This is a genomic window from uncultured Comamonas sp. (assembly GCF_964277875.1).
Classification (GTDB): Bacteria; Pseudomonadota; Gammaproteobacteria; order Burkholderiales; family Burkholderiaceae_C; genus Comamonas; species Comamonas sediminis.
On sequence record NZ_CAXYJV010000020.1, the window covers coordinates 99,686 to 116,746 of the forward strand.

General features: G+C 64.4%; 15 protein-coding genes. 12 read left to right on the forward strand and 3 right to left on the reverse strand.

Annotation, left to right across the window (positions count from 1 at the left end):
• Positions 1-187: 187 nt before the first annotated feature.
• The 3 genes from ACHWUQ_RS07965 (at position 188) to ACHWUQ_RS07975 (ending at position 3,797) form a co-directional block, all read left to right on the forward strand.
• On the forward strand, positions 188-2,500 hold the full coding sequence (locus ACHWUQ_RS07965) for an NADP-dependent malic enzyme (protein ID WP_394680818.1): 2,313 nt from the start codon (positions 188-190) through the stop codon (positions 2,498-2,500).
• A 326-nt stretch (positions 2,501-2,826) separates the two neighbouring features.
• Positions 2,827-3,237: a ribonuclease domain-containing protein gene (locus ACHWUQ_RS07970; RefSeq protein WP_394680819.1), complete on the forward strand. Its 411-nt coding sequence runs from the start codon at positions 2,827-2,829 to the stop codon at positions 3,235-3,237.
• A gap of 134 nt (positions 3,238-3,371) precedes the next feature.
• Positions 3,372-3,797, forward strand: a complete 426-nt coding sequence (locus tag ACHWUQ_RS07975; RefSeq protein ID WP_027010748.1) for a barstar family protein — start codon at positions 3,372-3,374, stop codon at positions 3,795-3,797.
• Between the two features lie 75 nt (positions 3,798-3,872).
• On the opposite strand, the gene rsmA is transcribed toward ACHWUQ_RS07975, so the two are convergent.
• The 3 genes from rsmA to ACHWUQ_RS07990 form a co-directional block, all read right to left on the reverse strand.
• Complete coding sequence (gene rsmA / locus ACHWUQ_RS07980) at positions 3,873-4,652, reverse strand: 16S rRNA (adenine(1518)-N(6)/adenine(1519)-N(6))-dimethyltransferase RsmA (RefSeq protein WP_394680820.1); 780 nt, start codon at positions 4,650-4,652, stop codon at positions 3,873-3,875.
• Between the two features lie 119 nt (positions 4,653-4,771).
• Positions 4,772-6,181 carry a peptidylprolyl isomerase gene (locus ACHWUQ_RS07985; RefSeq protein WP_239810000.1) on the reverse strand — a complete coding sequence of 470 codons (1,410 nt, stop codon included), beginning with the start codon at positions 6,179-6,181 and terminating at the stop codon, positions 4,772-4,774.
• A gap of 14 nt (positions 6,182-6,195) precedes the next feature.
• Positions 6,196-8,661, reverse strand: a complete 2,466-nt coding sequence (locus tag ACHWUQ_RS07990; protein ID WP_312526429.1) for an LPS-assembly protein LptD — start codon at positions 8,659-8,661, stop codon at positions 6,196-6,198.
• Between the two features lie 123 nt (positions 8,662-8,784).
• Here ACHWUQ_RS07990 and ACHWUQ_RS07995 point away from each other — a divergent pair, with 123 nt between their 5' ends.
• From ACHWUQ_RS07995 to hutG, 9 genes are all read left to right on the forward strand, one after another.
• Complete coding sequence (locus tag ACHWUQ_RS07995) at positions 8,785-9,930, forward strand: phosphotransferase (protein ID WP_312526431.1); 1,146 nt, start codon at positions 8,785-8,787, stop codon at positions 9,928-9,930.
• Positions 9,931-9,983: 53 nt separating this feature from the next.
• The gene (locus tag ACHWUQ_RS08000; protein WP_394680821.1) at positions 9,984-10,718 is read left to right on the forward strand and encodes a 16S rRNA (uracil(1498)-N(3))-methyltransferase; all 735 of its coding nucleotides are present in this window, start codon (positions 9,984-9,986) and stop codon (positions 10,716-10,718) included.
• A 311-nt stretch (positions 10,719-11,029) separates the two neighbouring features.
• Positions 11,030-11,809 carry an IclR family transcriptional regulator gene (locus tag ACHWUQ_RS08005; protein WP_239809996.1) on the forward strand — a complete coding sequence of 260 codons (780 nt, stop codon included), beginning with the start codon at positions 11,030-11,032 and terminating at the stop codon, positions 11,807-11,809.
• Between the two features lie 45 nt (positions 11,810-11,854).
• A complete protein-coding gene (locus tag ACHWUQ_RS08010; protein WP_312414727.1) occupies positions 11,855-12,595 on the forward strand; it encodes a transporter substrate-binding domain-containing protein in 741 nt (246 codons plus the stop codon).
• Between the two features lie 63 nt (positions 12,596-12,658).
• Positions 12,659-13,327 carry an amino acid ABC transporter permease gene (locus ACHWUQ_RS08015; RefSeq protein ID WP_239809994.1) on the forward strand — a complete coding sequence of 223 codons (669 nt, stop codon included), beginning with the start codon at positions 12,659-12,661 and terminating at the stop codon, positions 13,325-13,327.
• A 26-nt stretch (positions 13,328-13,353) separates the two neighbouring features.
• Positions 13,354-14,100 (forward strand): amino acid ABC transporter ATP-binding protein, encoded by a 747-nt coding sequence (locus ACHWUQ_RS08020; RefSeq protein WP_394680822.1) that lies wholly within the window; start codon positions 13,354-13,356, stop codon positions 14,098-14,100.
• Positions 14,101-14,110: 10 nt separating this feature from the next.
• Entirely contained in the window at positions 14,111-14,707 is a 597-nt protein-coding gene (locus ACHWUQ_RS08025) for a HutD family protein (RefSeq protein ID WP_394680823.1), read from the forward strand.
• 4 nt (positions 14,708-14,711) lie between these two features.
• Complete coding sequence (locus tag ACHWUQ_RS08030; RefSeq protein ID WP_394680824.1) at positions 14,712-16,109, forward strand: formimidoylglutamate deiminase; 1,398 nt, start codon at positions 14,712-14,714, stop codon at positions 16,107-16,109.
• A 3-nt stretch (positions 16,110-16,112) separates the two neighbouring features.
• On the forward strand, positions 16,113-16,940 hold the full coding sequence (gene hutG / locus ACHWUQ_RS08035) for an N-formylglutamate deformylase (protein WP_312414735.1): 828 nt from the start codon (positions 16,113-16,115) through the stop codon (positions 16,938-16,940).
• Positions 16,941-17,061: the final 121 nt, after the last annotated feature.

Genomic DNA, 17,061 nt, shown 5'->3' on the forward strand with positions numbered 1-17,061 from the left:
GTCGGCGACTGGAATACTTGATTTTTAGCCTGCGCCTAGAATGGAGCGTGCCTTGTATACGATCCACAGCTGTCGGCTGTGCGGATACCGATCTGGGCCCTTGGACATACTGTTGGGACATGCATGCAGATGGCAGCATGTTCCAGCCGTTTTTCGTAGTGAACGCTGCGTGATGCCGGAGACCGCCATGACTGAGAAGAATTCAACCCCCACTGCTGTCGACAAGCGCGCACTGCTGCGCCAGTCCGCACTGGAGTACCACCAGTTTCCCCGCCCCGGCAAGGTGGCGATTGCCGCCACCAAGCCAATGGCCAACCAGCATGACCTGGCGCTGGCTTATTCGCCCGGTGTCGCGGCGCCTTGCGAAGAAATCGTCAAGGACCCGGCTGCAGCTTTCAAATACACCAGCCGGGGCAACCTGGTCGCGGTGATCTCCAACGGCACAGCGGTGCTGGGCCTGGGCGATATCGGCGCGCTGGCCTCCAAGCCTGTGATGGAAGGCAAGGGCGTTCTGTTCAAGAAGTTTGCCGGTGTCGATGTTTTTGACATCGAAATCAACGAAAAAGACCCCCAGAAGCTGGTCGATGTGATCGCAGCGCTGGAGCCCACGTTTGGCGCCGTGAACCTGGAAGACATCAAGGCGCCCGAGTGCTTCTATGTCGAGCGCGAGCTGCGCAAGCGCATGAAGATCCCGGTCTTCCACGATGACCAGCACGGCACGGCCATCACTGTTGCGGCAGCCATGGTCAATGCGCTCAAGGTGGCCGGCAAGAAGATCGAGGACGTGAAGCTGGTGGCGTCCGGCGCGGGCGCTGCGGCGCTGGCCTGTCTGAACCTGCTGCTGGAGATCGGCCTGAAGCGCGAGAACGTGATGGTCACCGACATCGTCGGCGTGGTCTACAAGGGCCGTACCGAGCTGATGGACGAAGATAAGGAGCTTTTCGCTCAAGAAACCGACAAGCGCACGTTGTCGCAGGTGATCGATGGCGCCGATGTGTTCCTGGGTCTGTCGGCAGGCGGTGTGCTCAAGCCCGATATGGTGCAGCGCATGGCGGTGCGCCCCATCATCTTTGCGCTGGCCAATCCCAACCCCGAGATCTCGCCGGAAGATGCCAAGGCGGTGCGTGACGACATCATCATGGCGACCGGCCGTTCGGACTACCCGAACCAGGTCAACAATGTGCTGTGCTTCCCCTATATCTTCCGGGGTGCACTCGATTGCGGCGCAACGACGATCACCACCGAGATGGAAATCGCCACGGTGCATGCGATCGCCGACCTGGCCCAGGCCGAGCAGACCGAAGAGGTCGCCAACGCCTATGCCGGCCAGGACCTGTCGTTTGGCCCCGAATACCTGATCCCCAAGCCGTTTGACCCGCGCCTGATGATGAAGATTGCGCCGGCTGTGGCACAGGCGGCTGCGGAATGCGGTGTGGCCGAGCGCCCGATCCAGGACATGGATGCCTACCGCGAGCACTTGCAGACCTTCGTCTACGCGTCCGGCACGGCGATGAAGCCCATCTTCATGGCGGCCAAGCGGGCGGCGAAAAAGCGCATTGCCTACGCCGAGGGCGAGGAAGAGCGCATCCTGCGTGCGGCCCAGATCGTCGTGGACGAGCGCGTGGCGCGCCCCACCTTGATCGGCCGCCCCGCCATCATTGCGCAGCGCATCGAGAAATTTGGCCTGCGCCTGAAGGAAGGCACAGACTACGATGTGGTGAACGTCGAGCATGACGACCGCTACCGCGATTTCTGGCAGTCCTACCACCGCATGGCCGAGCGCAAGGGCGTGACGGTGCCGATCGCCAAGATCGAGATGCGCCGCCGCCTGACCCTGATCGGCTGCATGCTGCTGCACAAGGGCGAGGTCGATGGCCTCATCTGCGGCACCTGGAACAACACCGCGATCCACCTGCACTACATCGACCAGGTCATCGGCAAGCGTGCCGGCACTGCCACCTACGCCTGCATGAACGGCCTGCTGCTGCCCGAGCGCCAGGTCTTCCTCGTGGACACCCATGTGAACTACGACCCGACGGCCGAGCAGCTCGCCGAGATCACGATCATGGCGGCCGAGGAGATGATGCGCTTTGGTATCAAGCCCAAGGCCGCACTGCTGTCGCACTCGAACTTTGGCTCCAGCAACCAGCCCAGCGCCGTCAAGATGCGCCAGACCCTGGAGCTGTTGCGCATCCAGGCCCCGTGGCTGGAAGTGGATGGCGAAATGCATGGCGATGTGGCCATCGACCAGAAGCAGCGCGCCAGCATCATGCCCGAGAGCCCCCTGGTCGGTAACGCCAATCTGCTGGTGCTGCCCAATATTGATGCGGCCAATATCAGCTACAACCTGCTCAAGACCGCTGCAGGCGGCAATATCGCCATTGGCCCCATTCTGCTGGGCGCCGCCCAGCCGGTGCATATTTTGACCCCGAGCGCGACGGTACGCCGCATTGTCAATATGACCGCAGTTGCGGTAGCAGACGCGAATTTTGCGCGTTGATGCTGCTATTTGTGGCTAAGTTGCGCTGATTCAGCAGCACTTGCTGCGGTTAAATACTGAGAAGCCTGCTCAAATTTTGGGCAGGCTTCTTGCATTTTGGGGGGCAATCCGTCACACTGACCGGCTGAACTTTCGGTGAGTCTAGGAATTCTCCGCAAAACTCCCTGCCATGGCCGGACTGCGGGCACGGGCGATTCGCGGCGTTGTCTTCCTTGTCAATAGCTCGCTATGGGCTGCAAAAAGACGTCTCGCGTCTCCTCCCTATCCGCGCCCGTTCCCTGGGCGCAGGTGGTGCAGAGAATCCCTGGTTCTGAAAGGTGTTGTTGATGCTCAATGCATGGGGTTATCTGGCCCGCTCGTCTGTGAAGGCTGGTGTGCTTGCTGCGGTCCTGGCGGTGTTGCCGCCTGTCGTGCAGGCCCGCGGTAGCGGGACTTCTGCATTCGATGGGCCGGTCGTGGCCCTGGCCGAATTGCCGCCCCAAGGCCGCAAAACCTATGCGCTGATCCTCGACGGCGGCCCTTTTCCCTATGACAAGGACGGCTCGGTATTTGGTAACCGTGAACGCATACTGCCCAGGCAGAAGCGGGGTTACTACCGGGAATACACGGTCAAGACACCCGGCTCCCGCGATCGCGGGGCGCGCCGCATCATTTGTGGCGGTCAGGTCGCCACAATGCCCGATACTTGCTACTACACCCAGGATCACTACAGCAGCTTTCGGCGCATTGTGAATTAGCCAGTCAGATTCCTCCTATGTCGCTTTTCCGCAAGAGATGTCTTGCGCTCAGTGATGTGCTAAGTCAACAATGCCCAATGAGCCCCAGGATGGGGTGTGGTTTTTAAAAAATGCTAATGGAAAGAGCAACGGAGATGGACACTCCACTTCGTCAGGTACAAGATACATCGCTGCGTTTCGTGCGTCCCAACATCGTGCAGGCCATCCGTGCCTACCGGTTGGAAGACCTGCGCGACGCAGCCCAGAACCTGGGGCAGCACTTCCTGTACGCCAATCTGGCGCATGCGCTGTCCAAGGCCGATGTGCTCGAGTTGATTGGCATGCAGTTCTATTTTCCGTCGCACTATGGCAAGAACTTCGATGCGCTGTTCGACTGCCTGACGGACCCTTTGCACAAGAGCGGGCCCCAGCCCGGCTTTGTCGTGGTGCTGGACCAGATCCCCACTGCGATGAAGTTCGACCGCGAGGCGCGCGAGCAGCTGCTCGATGTGTTCCGCGATGCGGCCGAGTACTGGGCCGAACGCAAGGTGCCGTTTCGCTGTTTTTACTCTTTCCTCTGATCGGCGTCCTGATTCCCCAGAAAAAACGCCCGGCGCAAGCCGGGCGTTTTGCTTGGGGGCGGGGCTGCTTCAAGGTCAGGCGGCGTTGGGTCCTGCCGACAGGCTGGCGGCCGCTTGCTCGTATTCGGCGACCGGTACTTCTTCGGCGCGGCGCTGCAGATCAAAGCTGCCGCCATAGCCTTTGTCCTCCAGCCATTTGCCCAGGGTGTTGCGCAGGATCTTGCGGCGCTGGCTGAAGGCGACGCGCACCAGCTCTTCGAGCAGCCTGGCATCCAGCTGGGCGGGTTGCGCGCGCGGGACCATGCGCACCACGGCGCTGTCGACCTTGGGGGGTGGGTCAAAGCTCTCGGGCGGCACGAACAGTACGTTCTCCATCGCATAACGCCACTGCAGCATGACCGTCAGGCGCCCATAGTCCGAGGTGGCAGGTGCGGCCACCATGCGGTCGATGACCTCCTTTTGCAGCATGAAGTGCTGGTCTTCGACCACATCGACCTGTTCGAGCAGGTGAAACAGGATGGGGCTGGAGATGTTGTAGGGCAGGTTGCCGGCGACGCGCAGCTTGGCCACGCCCAGGCGCTGGGCCAGCGCGCGGAAGTCCACCTTCAGCACATCGGACTCGACCACGTCGAGCTGCGGGTGCGTGCGCAGCCGCACGGCCAGATCACGGTCCAGCTCGATGACGCTGAGCTTGCCCAGGCGCTCGACCAGCGGCTGGGTCAGCGCCATCAGGCCGGGGCCGATCTCCACCACCGTCTGGCCGGGCAGCGGGTTGATGGCGTCGACGATCGCGTCGATGACGGCGCGATCGGTCAGGAAATTCTGGCCAAAGCGCTTGCGGGGAATGTGTTTCATGCAATGACAAAGCGGTGCGAAAGCACCGCTCTAAAAGTGGCTTGCCGAGGGCCGGATGATGACACCGCCCCAGCGCCACAGCGCCGGGCAGGGTCATCGCGCCCGGGGCATCCGGGCTGTTACTGGGGCGGCTCGCGGTATTCCACGTAGGCGCGTGCACGGGCTTCCTGTGCCCAGGTGTTGAACGCCTGTTCGAGCTTGTTCTCACGCACGATGGAGCGCACCATGTCACGCTGCTCGCGCTGGTTGAGCTTGGCTTCGCGGCGCTCCAGCAGCTGGATCAGGTGAATACCGAAGCGGCTGGCAATGGGCTGGCTGATCTCGCCGGGCTGCAAGGCGTTGAGCGCTTCTTCGAACTCAGGCACAAACTTGCGCGGGCTGGCCCAGCCCAGGTCGCCGCCTTCCTTGGCGCTGCCGTCTTCGGAATAGCGCTTGGCCAGGTCTTCAAACGTGTCCTGGTGGGCCAGCACGCGGCGGCGGTAGTCTTCCAGGCGCTCAACGGCCTGGGCTTCGCTCAGCTGCGGGCTGGGGCGCAGCAGGATGTGGCGTGCATGGCTCTGGGTGACGATCGCGGGGACTTCGCCGCTGGTCTTCTCCAGCACCTTCAGGATGTGGAAACCGGCGGGCGAGCGCACCGGGCCGGCAATGGCGCCCTGTGGCGTGGCCTGGGTGGCCTTGACGAACAGCTCCGGATAGCGGTCGGCCGGGCGCAGGCCCATGGCACCACCGCCCTTGCCGTCGGGCACATCGGAGAACTCGGCCACGGCCGCATTGAAGTCTTCGCCCGCGCGAATCTTGTCGGCCGCCTGCTGGGCCTTGGCCTGCAGCTGCTTGACCTGGTCTTCGCTGGCGTTTTCCGGCACGGTGATCAGGATGTGGCCCAGGTTGAGCTGGGTGGCCGCGCCGGCGAGGCCTGCCTTGGCCTTCTGCTCGCGCAGGTACTGGTCGATCTCCAGGTCGCTGACGCGCACCTTGGAGTCGACTTCGGCCTCACGCAGCTTCTGGATCACCAGCTGCTTTTTCAGATCGGAGCGGAACTGGGCTTCGGGAATACCTTCGCTGGCCAGGCGGCGGCGCAGCTCGGGCATGGTCATGCTGTTCTGGCGGGCGACCGACTCTTCGGCCTGCTGCACCGCAAAGTTGTCCACCGTGATGTTGCGCTCGGCAGCCATCTGCAGCTGGATCTTCTGGCCGATCAGCATCTCGAGTGCCTGGCGGCGTGCGGCTTCGGCCGGCATGTTGTTGGCCTCGGCCTGGGCGCGCAGGCGTTCGAACTGCTGCTGCACCTCGACATTGGTGACCGGCTCGGAATTGACGACCGCGACGATGAAGTCCGCCGAGCGGGGCGCACTGGCATTGCGCTGCGCAGCAGCAGGTGCGGCTGCCGTGGGCGCGCCCCGGCCGGTGCCGGGGGCACGCATGCCGGCGGATGCGCCGTCACTGCCAGCCTTGATGCCTTGTGCCGCGCCGGCACCAGCCAGCAAGGCCAGGCTGCAGGCCACGCTCAAAGAGAGAATGCGTTGTTTCATGGTCAGGGAATGCTTCAATCGTAATTGCTGAAACGGCTGGGCACTGCGGAGCCGTTGCCGCTGGGCAGGGACTGGTAGCCGGGCACGTTTTCGCGCATGCTGGCCAGCGGGTCAGCGCCCAGCGTGAGTTTGGTCAGGCCAGTGAATTCCATCTGGAACAGCAGCTTGGTGTTGGACTGCACCAGCGAGTTCTGCAAACGCTGGAGCACGATGCGGCTGCTCCAGCAGCATCCGGCGTATTCCACGCCCACCACCGAGTCCACCAGTTTCTTGTCACGCATGCTGTAGTTCAAGCGGCCCACAGTGTACCAGCGGCCTTCACCCTTGGCTTTTTTGCCCTTGGAGCCAAAGATTTCATCGACCGGCCACTGCCAGCCCAGGTCCATCTGCTCGCTGTTCTGTGCCTGGTAGCGGTAGGCCAGCGCCAAGGTCTTGTAGTCGCCCGGCTTGTAGCGCGCCTGCATCGTCGATCGCACCGAGCGGCCGCTGTCGGGATTGAACTGCACCGTGGTGTCGAAACCCCACTTGGGCGTCCAGTTGATGCCGGCGCCCAGCATGATGTCCGACCAGCGCTCGCTGACCGGGCTGGCATTGGGCATGACCACGCGCTGGTCCGAGAAGCGCAGGCGCTGCGCAATGCCAAAGCGCGCCGCCTCGGTGCCGGTTTCGGCATCGAGGAAACGCGTGGTGGCGCCGACGGTCAGCATGTTGTTGTCGGCAATGCGGTCGTAGCCGCTGAACGAGTTCGAGCTGAAGATGGTCGCAAAGCTGAAATCGTAGGGCGCCGTGTCGTAGACCGGGATCATGCTCTGATCGCGGTAGGGCGTGTAGGTGTAGAAGGCGCGCGGCTCCAGCGTCTGGATCAGGTTGCGGCCAAACAGCCGCGTGCTGCGCTCAAAGGTCAGGCCGCTGTCCAGGCTCACGGTGGGCACCGTGATGCTGGCGCTGCTGACGGTGGCCAGGCCCGAGTTGTCAAAGTTGTAGTGCCGGGTGTTGAGCATCAGCTTGGGCGTGATGTAGCCCTGCGGCGCAATGAAGGGGCGGCTCAGCTCGGCCTGCACATAGCCCCGGTCGGCATTGGGCTGGTTGAGCAGGCTGGTGTCGGCACGGAAGCGCGTGGCATCGGCCTCGATCGAGCCTTCCAGACCCAGCGGCAGGTTTTGCGGGGTGTAGCGGTACTGCAGCTGGGGCATGCGGTCATACGGCGGCACGATCGGCGAGAGCGGGTCCTGCAAGGTCTGCCACTTTTGTGCACGCAGCAGCAGGCTGTGGTCGTCACGCGACCAGCTGGCCGACGCTTCGCTGTTGAGCAGGCGCTCGTTGAGCTTGTAGCTGTTGCCCTGGAAGTCGCGCCAATAGTCGGAGTCGCTGACGCGTTTGGCGTTGATGTTCAGGCCCACGCCGCCGATCGGCGTGTCGACGCTGCCGATGTGCTGCCACAGCCAGGACCAGCGGTCGCGGTCGCGCAGGCGGTCGCCGGGCATGTACAGGCCCGCCAGCGTGCCGTAGTAGGTGGGCTCGAGGTAGCGGAACTCGCCGCCCAGCGCAAGGCCGCGTTTGACCATCGCCGTCGGCGTGATCGTCGCGTCGCGGTTGGGGGCGATGTTCCAGTAATAGGGCTGGGCGTAGGTGAAGCCGCTGTCGCTGTCGAGCGACATCGTCGGCGGCAGCAGGCCCGATTTGCGCTTTTCCGACAGGGGAAAGCTCATCTTGGGGATGGGGATGATCGGCACGCCCTTGAATTCGAGCACGCCGTTCTCGGCGACACCGACTTCTTCGAGGTTGTCGATGCTGATTTTTTCAGCACGGATGATCCAGTCCGGCTGCCAGCTGGCTTCATCGTTGCGCTGGCAGGTGGTATAGGTGCCTTCATGCACGACCGAGCGTTCGCGGTCGATGAAATCCACACGCGAGGCCACGCCATAGCCGTTGTTGGGCAGCAGGCGGTAGTTGGCGTCCTTGAAGAAGCCTTCGTTGGAATCGAGCTGCATCTGCAGCTCGGTGCCGTCAAACACGCTGCCTGCACGGTTGATGTGCACATTGCCATCGGCATAGGCGGTATTGCTGGGCTCGTAAAAGCGCAGACGGTCGGCGCGGATCATCGTGTCGGCGCGGCGCAGGCTGGCATTGCCGGTGACGGTGGTCATGTCCGCCGTCTGGCCGGTGAGTTCATCGCCTTCGAGGTAGACCGGCATCTTGCCGCGCTGCTCGGAGCTCAGGTTCTCCTGCAGGCGCGGGCTGGCGCGCAGCACCAGGCCGGCGTCATCGCTGTCAGCGGACGTCTGGGCCAGAACCAGCGCCGGCGAGGCCCAGAGCATGGCCATGCACAAGCCGGCAATGGCGGTCGGAGAAAAGCGGGGTGCGGAGAGGGACAAGGTGCGGGGCGATGGGGGCTTGCCTGCGCGCGCGCGCAGCCCTGCGGCGGCGCCAGCAGGGCGGGGCGAGGCTGGCGCCACATCGGTGAAAGCGTGAATATCCATGGGAAATAGCCACTGGCCTGTGCATCTGCGGTGCATACATGCACACGGATCGGGATCTGGGCCCCAGCCGGGCGGCAGGGCTTTGTAGAATCTGCATTATCCATGAGCCAATCTATTTCCCCCATGTCTGACCCTATTGCTGCACCTTCTGTAGCACCCCAGCCTGACAGCACCGTGCAATCTTTACAGGGCGTTACCCCAGTGGTTTGGGCAGACGCTGCCCGCGCCGCACAGTTTGGCCAGTGGCTTGCTGCGGTATCGGCCAGCCATGGTCTGCGCGCCGAGAGCGTTCGCCTGGCATCGGCGGATGCGAGCTTTCGCCGTTATTTGCGGGTGGACGACCTGCAGGGTGGCACGCGCATCATCATGGATGCGCCGCCGGACAAGGAGAACAGCGAACCTTTTGTGAAGGTGCAGGCCTTGCTGGCCCAGGCAGGGCTCAACGCCCCCGAGGTGCTGGACTGGGATGCCGCCCATGGCTTCATGCTGCTGTCCGATCTGGGCACGCAGACGGTGATCGAGAAGCTGCAGCCGCCCGATTCCCAGGCCGCCTACCAGTGGTACATGCAGGCGGTGGATATTCTGGTCGACTGGCAGAAGGCATCGCGTGAAGGCGTGCTGCCGGTGTATGACGAGGCCATTCTGCGCCGCGAGCTGCAGCTGTTCCCCGATTGGTACATCGCCCAGCACCGCCAGGTGCAGCTGAGCGACAAGCAGCAGGCGGTGCTCAACAACGCCTTTGACGCGATCGTGGCCCAGAACCTGTCGGTGCCTCGGGTGTTCGTGCACCGCGACTTCATGATGCGCAACCTGATGGTGCCGCCCACCGCTGGCGCGCCGCTGGGCGTGCTGGATTTCCAGGATGCCCTCTACGGACCCATCACCTATGACATCGCCAGCCTGATGCGCGATGCCTTCATCAGCTGGGAAGAGGATTTTGTCGTCGACATCACGATCCGCTACTGGGAAAAGGCGCGCAAGGCGGGCCTGCTGGGCGCTGGCAGCCCGTCGGGCTTTGGCGCGGATTTTGGGGACTTCTACCGCGCGGTGGAATGGATGGGCATCCAGCGCCACCTCAAGGTCGCCGGCATCTTTGCCCGCCTGACCCTGCGCGACGGCAAGCCGCGTTACCTGGCCGATGCGCCCCGCTTTCTCCACTACATCCGCGCGACGGCCTCGCGCTACCGCGAGCTGGTGCCGCTGATGCGCCTGGTCCATGAGATTGAAGGCATCGAGGAGCAAGGCGGCTGGATGATGGGCCGGGGCTGAGCCTCTGACCTGACCTACCCGCCCCTGACATCCGTCCACTTTGACCGATCCCCATGCCCCGTTTTTATTGCCCCGTTGAGCTGCGCGCCGGCGCCACCCTGGATCTGCCACCCGAGGCTGCGCGCCATGTGCAGGTGTTTCGCATGCAGCCCGGCGAGCACATCACCTTGTTCAACGGCGAGGCGGGCAGCCCGGCGGGCGAGTACGACGCCAGCATCGTGCAAATGGGCCGCAGCCACGTGACCGTACAGATAGAGGGCCACACGGCCATCGAGCGCGAAGCGGCCCGTGCCGTACACCTGCTCGCCGGCATTACCGCTGGCGAGCGCATGGAATGGCTGGTGGAGAAGGCGACCGAGCTGGGCGTGGCCAGCATCACGCCGCTGGAGGCCGAGCGCTCGGTCACCCGCCTCAAGGGCGACCGCGCCACCAAGCGCCAGGAGCGCTGGCAGGCGATTGCCGCGAGCGCCTGCGAGCAATGTGGCCGCAACCAGGTGCCGCGCATCCATGCGCCGGTGGACCTGGCGCAATGGATCAAGGCCGGGAGCCTGGCCGGTGCGCAGCGCCTGGTGCTGTCGCTGGCCGAGGGCACGCAGCCGCTGGCCCAGGCGGTGCAGCAAGAAGGCAGCCAGCCCCTTGTCTTTCTGTCCGGCCCCGAAGGCGGCCTGTCGCCTGCTGAAGAAGCACTGGCACGCGGCCACGGCTTTGCGCCCGTCACCCTGGGCCCGCGCGTGCTGCGGGCCGAGACAGCGCCGCTGGCGGCTTTGGGTTATCTGGCGGCCCTTTGACCGCAGTCTGGGCGCTGGCCAGGTGCTGATCAAGCGCTGATCGACCGGCGGCCCCGCCACAGGGCTGCCACCCACTCCCCCGTTCCCGTCCACCGCCCTGCACGGCAGCGGTCGCGTTCGCCTGCGCGTCCAGCACCGCACCATGCTGGGGCTTTTTACATTTCAAATTCCCATTAAATGGGAATTGAATTCTCCATTCAATTCCGACCTAGGGTTTGCGCTAGGTATTTATTCAGAGAGCAATTCGACAATTCTGGCATTGATCTTGCAAGATCATCTGTGTCATTAGTCCCGAGGAATGGGAATTGCAAATGGATGCTTCAGAGTTGTTGGTTGGCGAGCGTACGGCAGCGGATGCCCCGGGTTCCGAGGTGTCGGCGGCCGACCGTGTGCTGCAGGTGCTGGCGGTTCTGGCTTGCGCCGGGCGGCCGCTGTCGGCCAACGAGCTGATGCAGGGCACGGGTTTGCCCCGCAGCAGCCTGTACCGGCAGCTCGCGCGCCTCAAGCGCTTTGGCTTTGTGGCCGACAGCGGTGCGCTGTATGCGCCCGGGCCGCTGGGGCTGCAGCTGGCGCGGGGCTTTGATGATGGCTCCCATTTGGTGCATGTGGCCCGCCCTGTACTGGTGCAGCTGTCGCAGCAGACCCAGGAAAGCGCAGGTTTGCTGGTTGCCGCCAATGGCCAGGCCGTGTGCCTGGACATGGTGGAAAGCCCGCTGTCGTTGCGCTGCTCCTTCGACAAGGGCAGCAGCGTGCCGCTGAAGGTCGGGGCGTCTGCCAAATGCGTGCTGGCCTATCTGCCCGCCGTGCAACGCGAAGCGCTGCTGAACCAGCACTACGGCGAAGGCACCCCCGCCCGCGCCGAAGCCGCTGCCGAGCTGCAGGAGCTGCGCACGCAGGGCTACATCACCACGGTGGGCCAGGTCGATGCCGGTGTCTGGGGCTGCAGCGTGCCGGTGTTTGCCAGCGGCCGCCGCGCCGTGGCGGCGCTCAGCCTGATGGCGCCCCACCAGCGTGTGCAGCACCAGCAGGCCCAGCTGGTGCAGGCCACGTTGGCCGCAGCGGCCCGCATCTCCCGCAGTCTGGCTGGATGACATTGAGATTTTTGCTTGGTACTTGAATTGAAAAAGGACTCTCCCATGAACTTCCGCCGCCTGGTCTTGAAGACCTCTTTGATCGCCCTGGCCTGTGGTGCAGGCGCTGCCTTTGCCCAGAACAATGTGCTGCGCGTGGCCACCGATGCCACCTTCCCGCCGATGGAATTTGTCGAAAACGGCAAGAAGACCGGCTTCGACGTCGAACTCGTCGAGGCCGTTGCGGCCAAGATGGGCAAGAAGGTCGAATGGATCGATATCGATTTCAAGGGCCTGGTACCCGGTCTGATCGCCCGCCGCTACGACATGGCCGTCTCGGCCATCTACATCACCGATGAGCGCAAGAAGGTGGTGGACTTCACCCAGCCTTACTACGCCGGTGGCCTGGTGGCGATGGTCAAGGAAGGCAGCCCCATCACCAAGCTGAGCGATCTGGACGGCAAGAAGGTGTCCGTGCAGGTGGGCACCAAGTCCGTGGGTTACCTGACCGAACACTTCCCCAAGGTGCAGCGCGTCGAGGTGGAAAAGAACCAGGAAATGTTCAACCTGGTGGATATCGGCCGCGCCGATGCCGCCGTGACCGGCAAGCCTGCTGCGTTCCAGTACAACCGCACCCGTGGCGGCATGAAGGTGCTGGCCGAGCAGATCACCACCGAGGAATACGGCATGGCCATCCGCAAGGATACGCCCGAGCTGACCGCCGCGGTGAACAAGGCGCTCGAGCAGCTCAAGGCTGATGGCGGCTACAAGGCCATCGTGGACAAGTGGTTCCCCGGCAGCAAGTAACCGGCATGGGTGCCGCAGCGCGCTGCCCGGGCAGCGCGCTGATCTGAGACGACAGGATTGACTATGGATTTGGATTTTTCGCCCGTCTGGGCAGGGTGGCCCGATCTGCTGCGCGGTGCAGCGGTGACGGTGGAGATCACGGCCGCAGCGCTGGTGCTGGGTTGCGTGATGGGTCTGCTGATCGGCATTGGCCGGCTCAACCCCAAGAACAGGATCATCTACAGCATCTGCACAGCCTATGTGGCCGTGATCCGGGGCACGCCGCTCCTGGTGCAGCTGTTCATCCTGTTCTTTGGTCTGCCGCAGTTCAACATCATGCTGCCGGCCTTTGCCTGCGGCGTGCTGGGCCTGGGCATCTACTCGGGCGCCTATGTGTCCGAAGTGGTGCGTGGCGCCATCCAGTCCATCGACCGCGGCCAGATGGAGGCCGCGCGCTCCATCGGCATGTCGTCCGGCCAGGCCATGCTGTCGGTGATCCTGCCCCAGGCCATCGTGCGGATGATTCCGCCGCTGGGCAACGAGTTCATTGCACTGATCAAGAACTCGGCGCTGGTCTCGCTGCTGACCATCCACGATGTGATGCACCAGGGCCAGAAGATCATCAGCGTGTCCTACCGCTCGCTGGAAGTGTATTTGGCGATTGCCGTGATTTATTTTGTGTTGACCGGCGTGACCACCCTGGCACTGCGCCATTTTGAGAAGCGCATGCGCGCTGGAGGCATGGTGCAATGACCGCAGCTCCGTTGAATTCCGAATCCATGATCCGCATCCGTGGCCTGCGCAAGGCCTATGGCACGCATGTCGTGCTCGACGGCATCGACTTCGATGTCAAGCCCAAACAGGTGGTGGTCGTCATCGGCCCCAGCGGCTCGGGCAAGAGCACCTTTCTGCGCTGCTGCAATGGGCTGGAGGCGCCGCAAGGCGGCCGCATCGACATCTGTGGCCGCACGCTGGTGCAGGACGGCCAGATGCTGCCCGAGAAAGCCCTCAACGCACTGCGCGAAGAGGTCGGCATGGTGTTCCAGTCCTTCAACCTGTTCCCGCACCTGTCGGTGCTGGACAACGTGACCCTGGGCCCGCGCAAGCTCCATGGCCTCAGCCGCAAGGATGCCGATGCGCTGGCGCATGACCTGCTGCAAAAGGTGGGCCTGGCCCACAAGGCCGATGCGATGCCCGGCAGCCTCTCGGGCGGGCAAAAGCAGCGCGTGGCGATTGCCCGTGCGTTGGCGATGCGCCCCAAGGTGATGCTGTTTGACGAGCCCACCTCGGCGCTCGACCCCGAGCTGGTGGGCGAGGTGCTGCAGGTGATGAAGATGCTGGCTGCAGAAGGCATGACGATGATGGTGGTGACCCATGAAATGGGCTTTGCCAAGGAAGTGGCCGATGTGGTTGTCGTCATGGATGGCGGCGGCATCATCGAAGCCGGCGATCCGCAGACCATCTTCAGCAACCCGACCAAGGAGCGCACGCGCAGCTTTTTGCAGGCCGTGTTGACCAAGCAATAAACGGGTAGCTATGAGCATGCAATTTTTCAGCAGCAGCGCGCTGCCCGCTACGCCATGGAAGAACGGCGGCGGCACCACCCAGGAGGTGCTGTGCTGGCCCCCTGGCGCGAGTATCGACAGTTTTGTCTGGCGCATCAGCATTGCGCAAATTGCCAGCAGCGGGCCGTTCTCGGCCTTTGCCGGCGTCGACCGCATCATCACCTTGCTGGACGGTGACGGCGTGCATTTGCAAGCAGCCGATGGCAGCGTGGACCACCTGCTGCAGCACTGCCTGCAGCCTTTTGCGTTTTCGGGCGATGTGGCGCTGGACTGCCAGCTGCTGGGCGGCGCCTCGCAGGATCTGAATGTGATGACCCGGCGTGGCCGGGTGCAGGCGCAGGTCACCATCCACCGGGGTGGCAGACTGGCACTGACCAGTGCCCAGGGCATGCTGCTGGCGCGGGCGGGCAGCTGGCGCTTGCCTGCGCAGTCGGCCACCTTGGCGGCCGGTGGCGAAGACGGCCTGTACTGGACCGCTGCGCTGGGCCAGCCCTTGCAGCTGGACGCCAGCAGCGATGAGGCCCTGTTGATCGCCGTCGCGCTGCAGGAGGTAGCTGCCGGTGTCTGATGCGATGAATACCCATAACCAACTGTTTGCCGCCCAGGCCCTGCTGCCCGACGGCTGGGCCCAGAACGTGCTGCTGCGCTGGGATGCGCAGGGGCGTCTGACGTCGGTCGAGCCCGGCGTGGATGCCAGCTGCTGCCACGGTGTGGTGCAGGCTACCGGCCCCGTGCTGCCGGGCATGCCCAATCTGCATTCGCATGCCTTCCAGCGCGGCTTTGCCGGGCTGTCGGAGTTCCGGGGCCAGGCGCAGGACAGCTTTTGGAGCTGGCGCAACCTGATGTACCGCTTTGCGGCCCGGCTGGGCCCCCAGCACCTGGAGGCAATTGCCACCTGGCTGTACATCGAGATGCTCGAAGCGGGCTACACCAGCGTCTGCGAGTTCCACTACCTGCACCACCGCCCCGATGGCCAGGCCTATGCGCCCGACGGCGAGCTGAGCCTGGCGCTGCTGCGGGCGGCGCAGACGGCGGGCATCGGCATCACCTTGCTGCCGGTGCTGTACCAGAACAGCGGTTTTGGCGGCCAGGCGCCCAATGAGGGGCAAAAACGCTTCATCCGAAGCACCGACAACATGCTGCGCCTGCTGGAAACCTTGGCACCGGCCTGCAGCGCCCAAGGCGCAGCGCTGGGCCTGGCACCGCATTCGCTGCGCGCCGTGGCGCCCCAGGCCTTGCAGGAGGCCGTGCAGGGCCTGCATGCGCTGAGCGCCCAGGCACCGGTGCACATCCACATTGCCGAGCAGATGGCCGAGGTCAACGCCTGCGTCGCCTGGAGCGGCCAGCGCCCGGTGGCCTGGCTGCTGGACCATATGCCGGTGGACGCGCGCTGGTGCCTGGTGCATGCAACACACATGGACGAGGCCGAATACGCCGCCGCCGCTGCCTCGCAGGCGGTGGCCGGCCTGTGCCCGCTGACCGAAGCCAACCTGGGCGACGGCATCTTCGACCTGCCGCGCTGGCAGGCCGGCGCGGGTCGCTGGGGCATTGGCTCGGACAGCCATATCGGCGTCAATGCCGCCGAAGAGCTGATGATGCTGGAGTACAGCCAGCGCCTGCAATCGCAGCAGCGCAATGTGGCGGCCAGTGCGCAGCAGCCGCATGTGGGCAGCCATATGCTGCTGGCGGCCGTGCAGGGCGGCGCGCAGGCCAGCGGCCGCGCGGTGGCTGGCCTGGCCGTGGGCCAGCAGGCCGATTGGGTGGTGCTCGATGGCCAGCACCTGGCGCTGGCCGGCTTGCCGGCGGCCGAGCAGCTCGATGCCCATGTGTTTGCCAGCAGCCGCAGCAGTGCGGTGGCCAGTGTCTGGGTGGGCGGCCAGTGCCGCGTGGCTGACGGCCGCCACCCGCTGCACCACAGCGCGCAGCGCGGCTTTGTCGCCGCGCGCACCGAACTTCTTCAGGAGCCATGATCCATGCATTTTGAAACCGACCGCGCCGCCTTCGAGTTCCGCCAAGGCACGGCGCCGCTGCTGATCTCCTTCCCCCATGTGGGCACCTATGTGCCGCCGGCGCTGGCCGAGCGCTTTACGCCCGAGGCGCGCGAGGTGCATGACACCGACTGGCACCTGCCGCTGCTCTACGCCTTTGCGCAGGAGATCGGCGCCTCGACCCTGGTGGCCACGCATTCGCGCCTGGTCGTGGACATGAACCGTCCCCCCGATGGCGCCAGCCTCTACCCCGGCCAGAGCGTGACCGGCCTGTGCCCGGTGGACACCTTTGCCGACACCCCCGTCTACCAAAGCGCCGCGCTGCAGCCCGATGATGCCGAGATTGCCCAGCGCCGTGACCAGGTCTGGAAGCCCTACCACGACCAGCTGGCCGCCGAGCTGGCCCGCATCCAGGCCCAGCATGGCGCTGCGGGCCTGTGGGATGCGCATTCGATCCAGTCGGTACTGCCGCGCTTTTTTGAGGGCAAGCTGCCCGATCTGAACCTGGGCACCAACAAGGGCGCCAGCTGCGGCGAAGGCCTGGGCGAGGCGCTGCTGGCCGAGGCGCGCAAAGGCGAGGCCGACGGCTTCACCAGCGTGCTCAATGGCCGCTTCCAGGGCGGCTACATCACGCGCCACTATGGCCAGCCGGCACAGAACGTGCATGCCATCCAGCTGGAGATGACGCAGAGCAGCTATATGCAGGAGCACATGCCGTTTGACTACCTGCCGGCCGTAGCCGCCAAGGTGCAGCCCCATGTGCGCCGCATGGTGGAGACCTTGCTGGCCTACGTGCAGCAATCGGCACGCTGATCCCGGCGCCTCCAAAAGCGGTATCCAGCGCTTGCCATGCAGGCCCGGGATGCCGCTTTTTTGCTGTACCGGCCCAGCAGGTTTTGCTGCTGGCAGCGCGCGCCTGCCGGGCAAACCGCCC

Bases quoted from the DNA above. Each gene is read 5' to 3' on its own strand.
- hutG (WP_312414735.1), top strand. From the start codon at position 16,113: ATGCATTTTGAAACCGACCGCGCCGCCTTCGAGTTCCGCCAAGGCACG.
- ACHWUQ_RS08015 (WP_239809994.1), top strand. From the start codon at position 12,659: ATGGATTTGGATTTTTCGCCCGTCTGGGCAGGGTGGCCCGATCTGCTG.
- rsmA (WP_394680820.1), bottom strand. From the start codon at position 4,652: ATGAAACACATTCCCCGCAAGCGCTTTGGCCAGAATTTCCTGACCGAT.
- ACHWUQ_RS08005 (WP_239809996.1), top strand. From the start codon at position 11,030: ATGGATGCTTCAGAGTTGTTGGTTGGCGAGCGTACGGCAGCGGATGCC.
- ACHWUQ_RS07995 (WP_312526431.1), top strand. From the start codon at position 8,785: ATGTCTGACCCTATTGCTGCACCTTCTGTAGCACCCCAGCCTGACAGC.
- ACHWUQ_RS08025 (WP_394680823.1), top strand. From the start codon at position 14,111: ATGAGCATGCAATTTTTCAGCAGCAGCGCGCTGCCCGCTACGCCATGG.
- ACHWUQ_RS07970 (WP_394680819.1), top strand. From the start codon at position 2,827: ATGCTCAATGCATGGGGTTATCTGGCCCGCTCGTCTGTGAAGGCTGGT.
- ACHWUQ_RS08030 (WP_394680824.1), top strand. From the start codon at position 14,712: ATGAATACCCATAACCAACTGTTTGCCGCCCAGGCCCTGCTGCCCGAC.
- ACHWUQ_RS08000 (WP_394680821.1), top strand. From the start codon at position 9,984: ATGCCCCGTTTTTATTGCCCCGTTGAGCTGCGCGCCGGCGCCACCCTG.
- ACHWUQ_RS07965 (WP_394680818.1), top strand. From the start codon at position 188: ATGACTGAGAAGAATTCAACCCCCACTGCTGTCGACAAGCGCGCACTG.
- ACHWUQ_RS08020 (WP_394680822.1), top strand. From the start codon at position 13,354: ATGATCCGCATCCGTGGCCTGCGCAAGGCCTATGGCACGCATGTCGTG.
- ACHWUQ_RS07975 (WP_027010748.1), top strand. From the start codon at position 3,372: ATGGACACTCCACTTCGTCAGGTACAAGATACATCGCTGCGTTTCGTG.
- ACHWUQ_RS08010 (WP_312414727.1), top strand. From the start codon at position 11,855: ATGAACTTCCGCCGCCTGGTCTTGAAGACCTCTTTGATCGCCCTGGCC.
- ACHWUQ_RS07985 (WP_239810000.1), bottom strand. From the start codon at position 6,181: ATGAAACAACGCATTCTCTCTTTGAGCGTGGCCTGCAGCCTGGCCTTG.
- ACHWUQ_RS07990 (WP_312526429.1), bottom strand. From the start codon at position 8,661: ATGGATATTCACGCTTTCACCGATGTGGCGCCAGCCTCGCCCCGCCCT.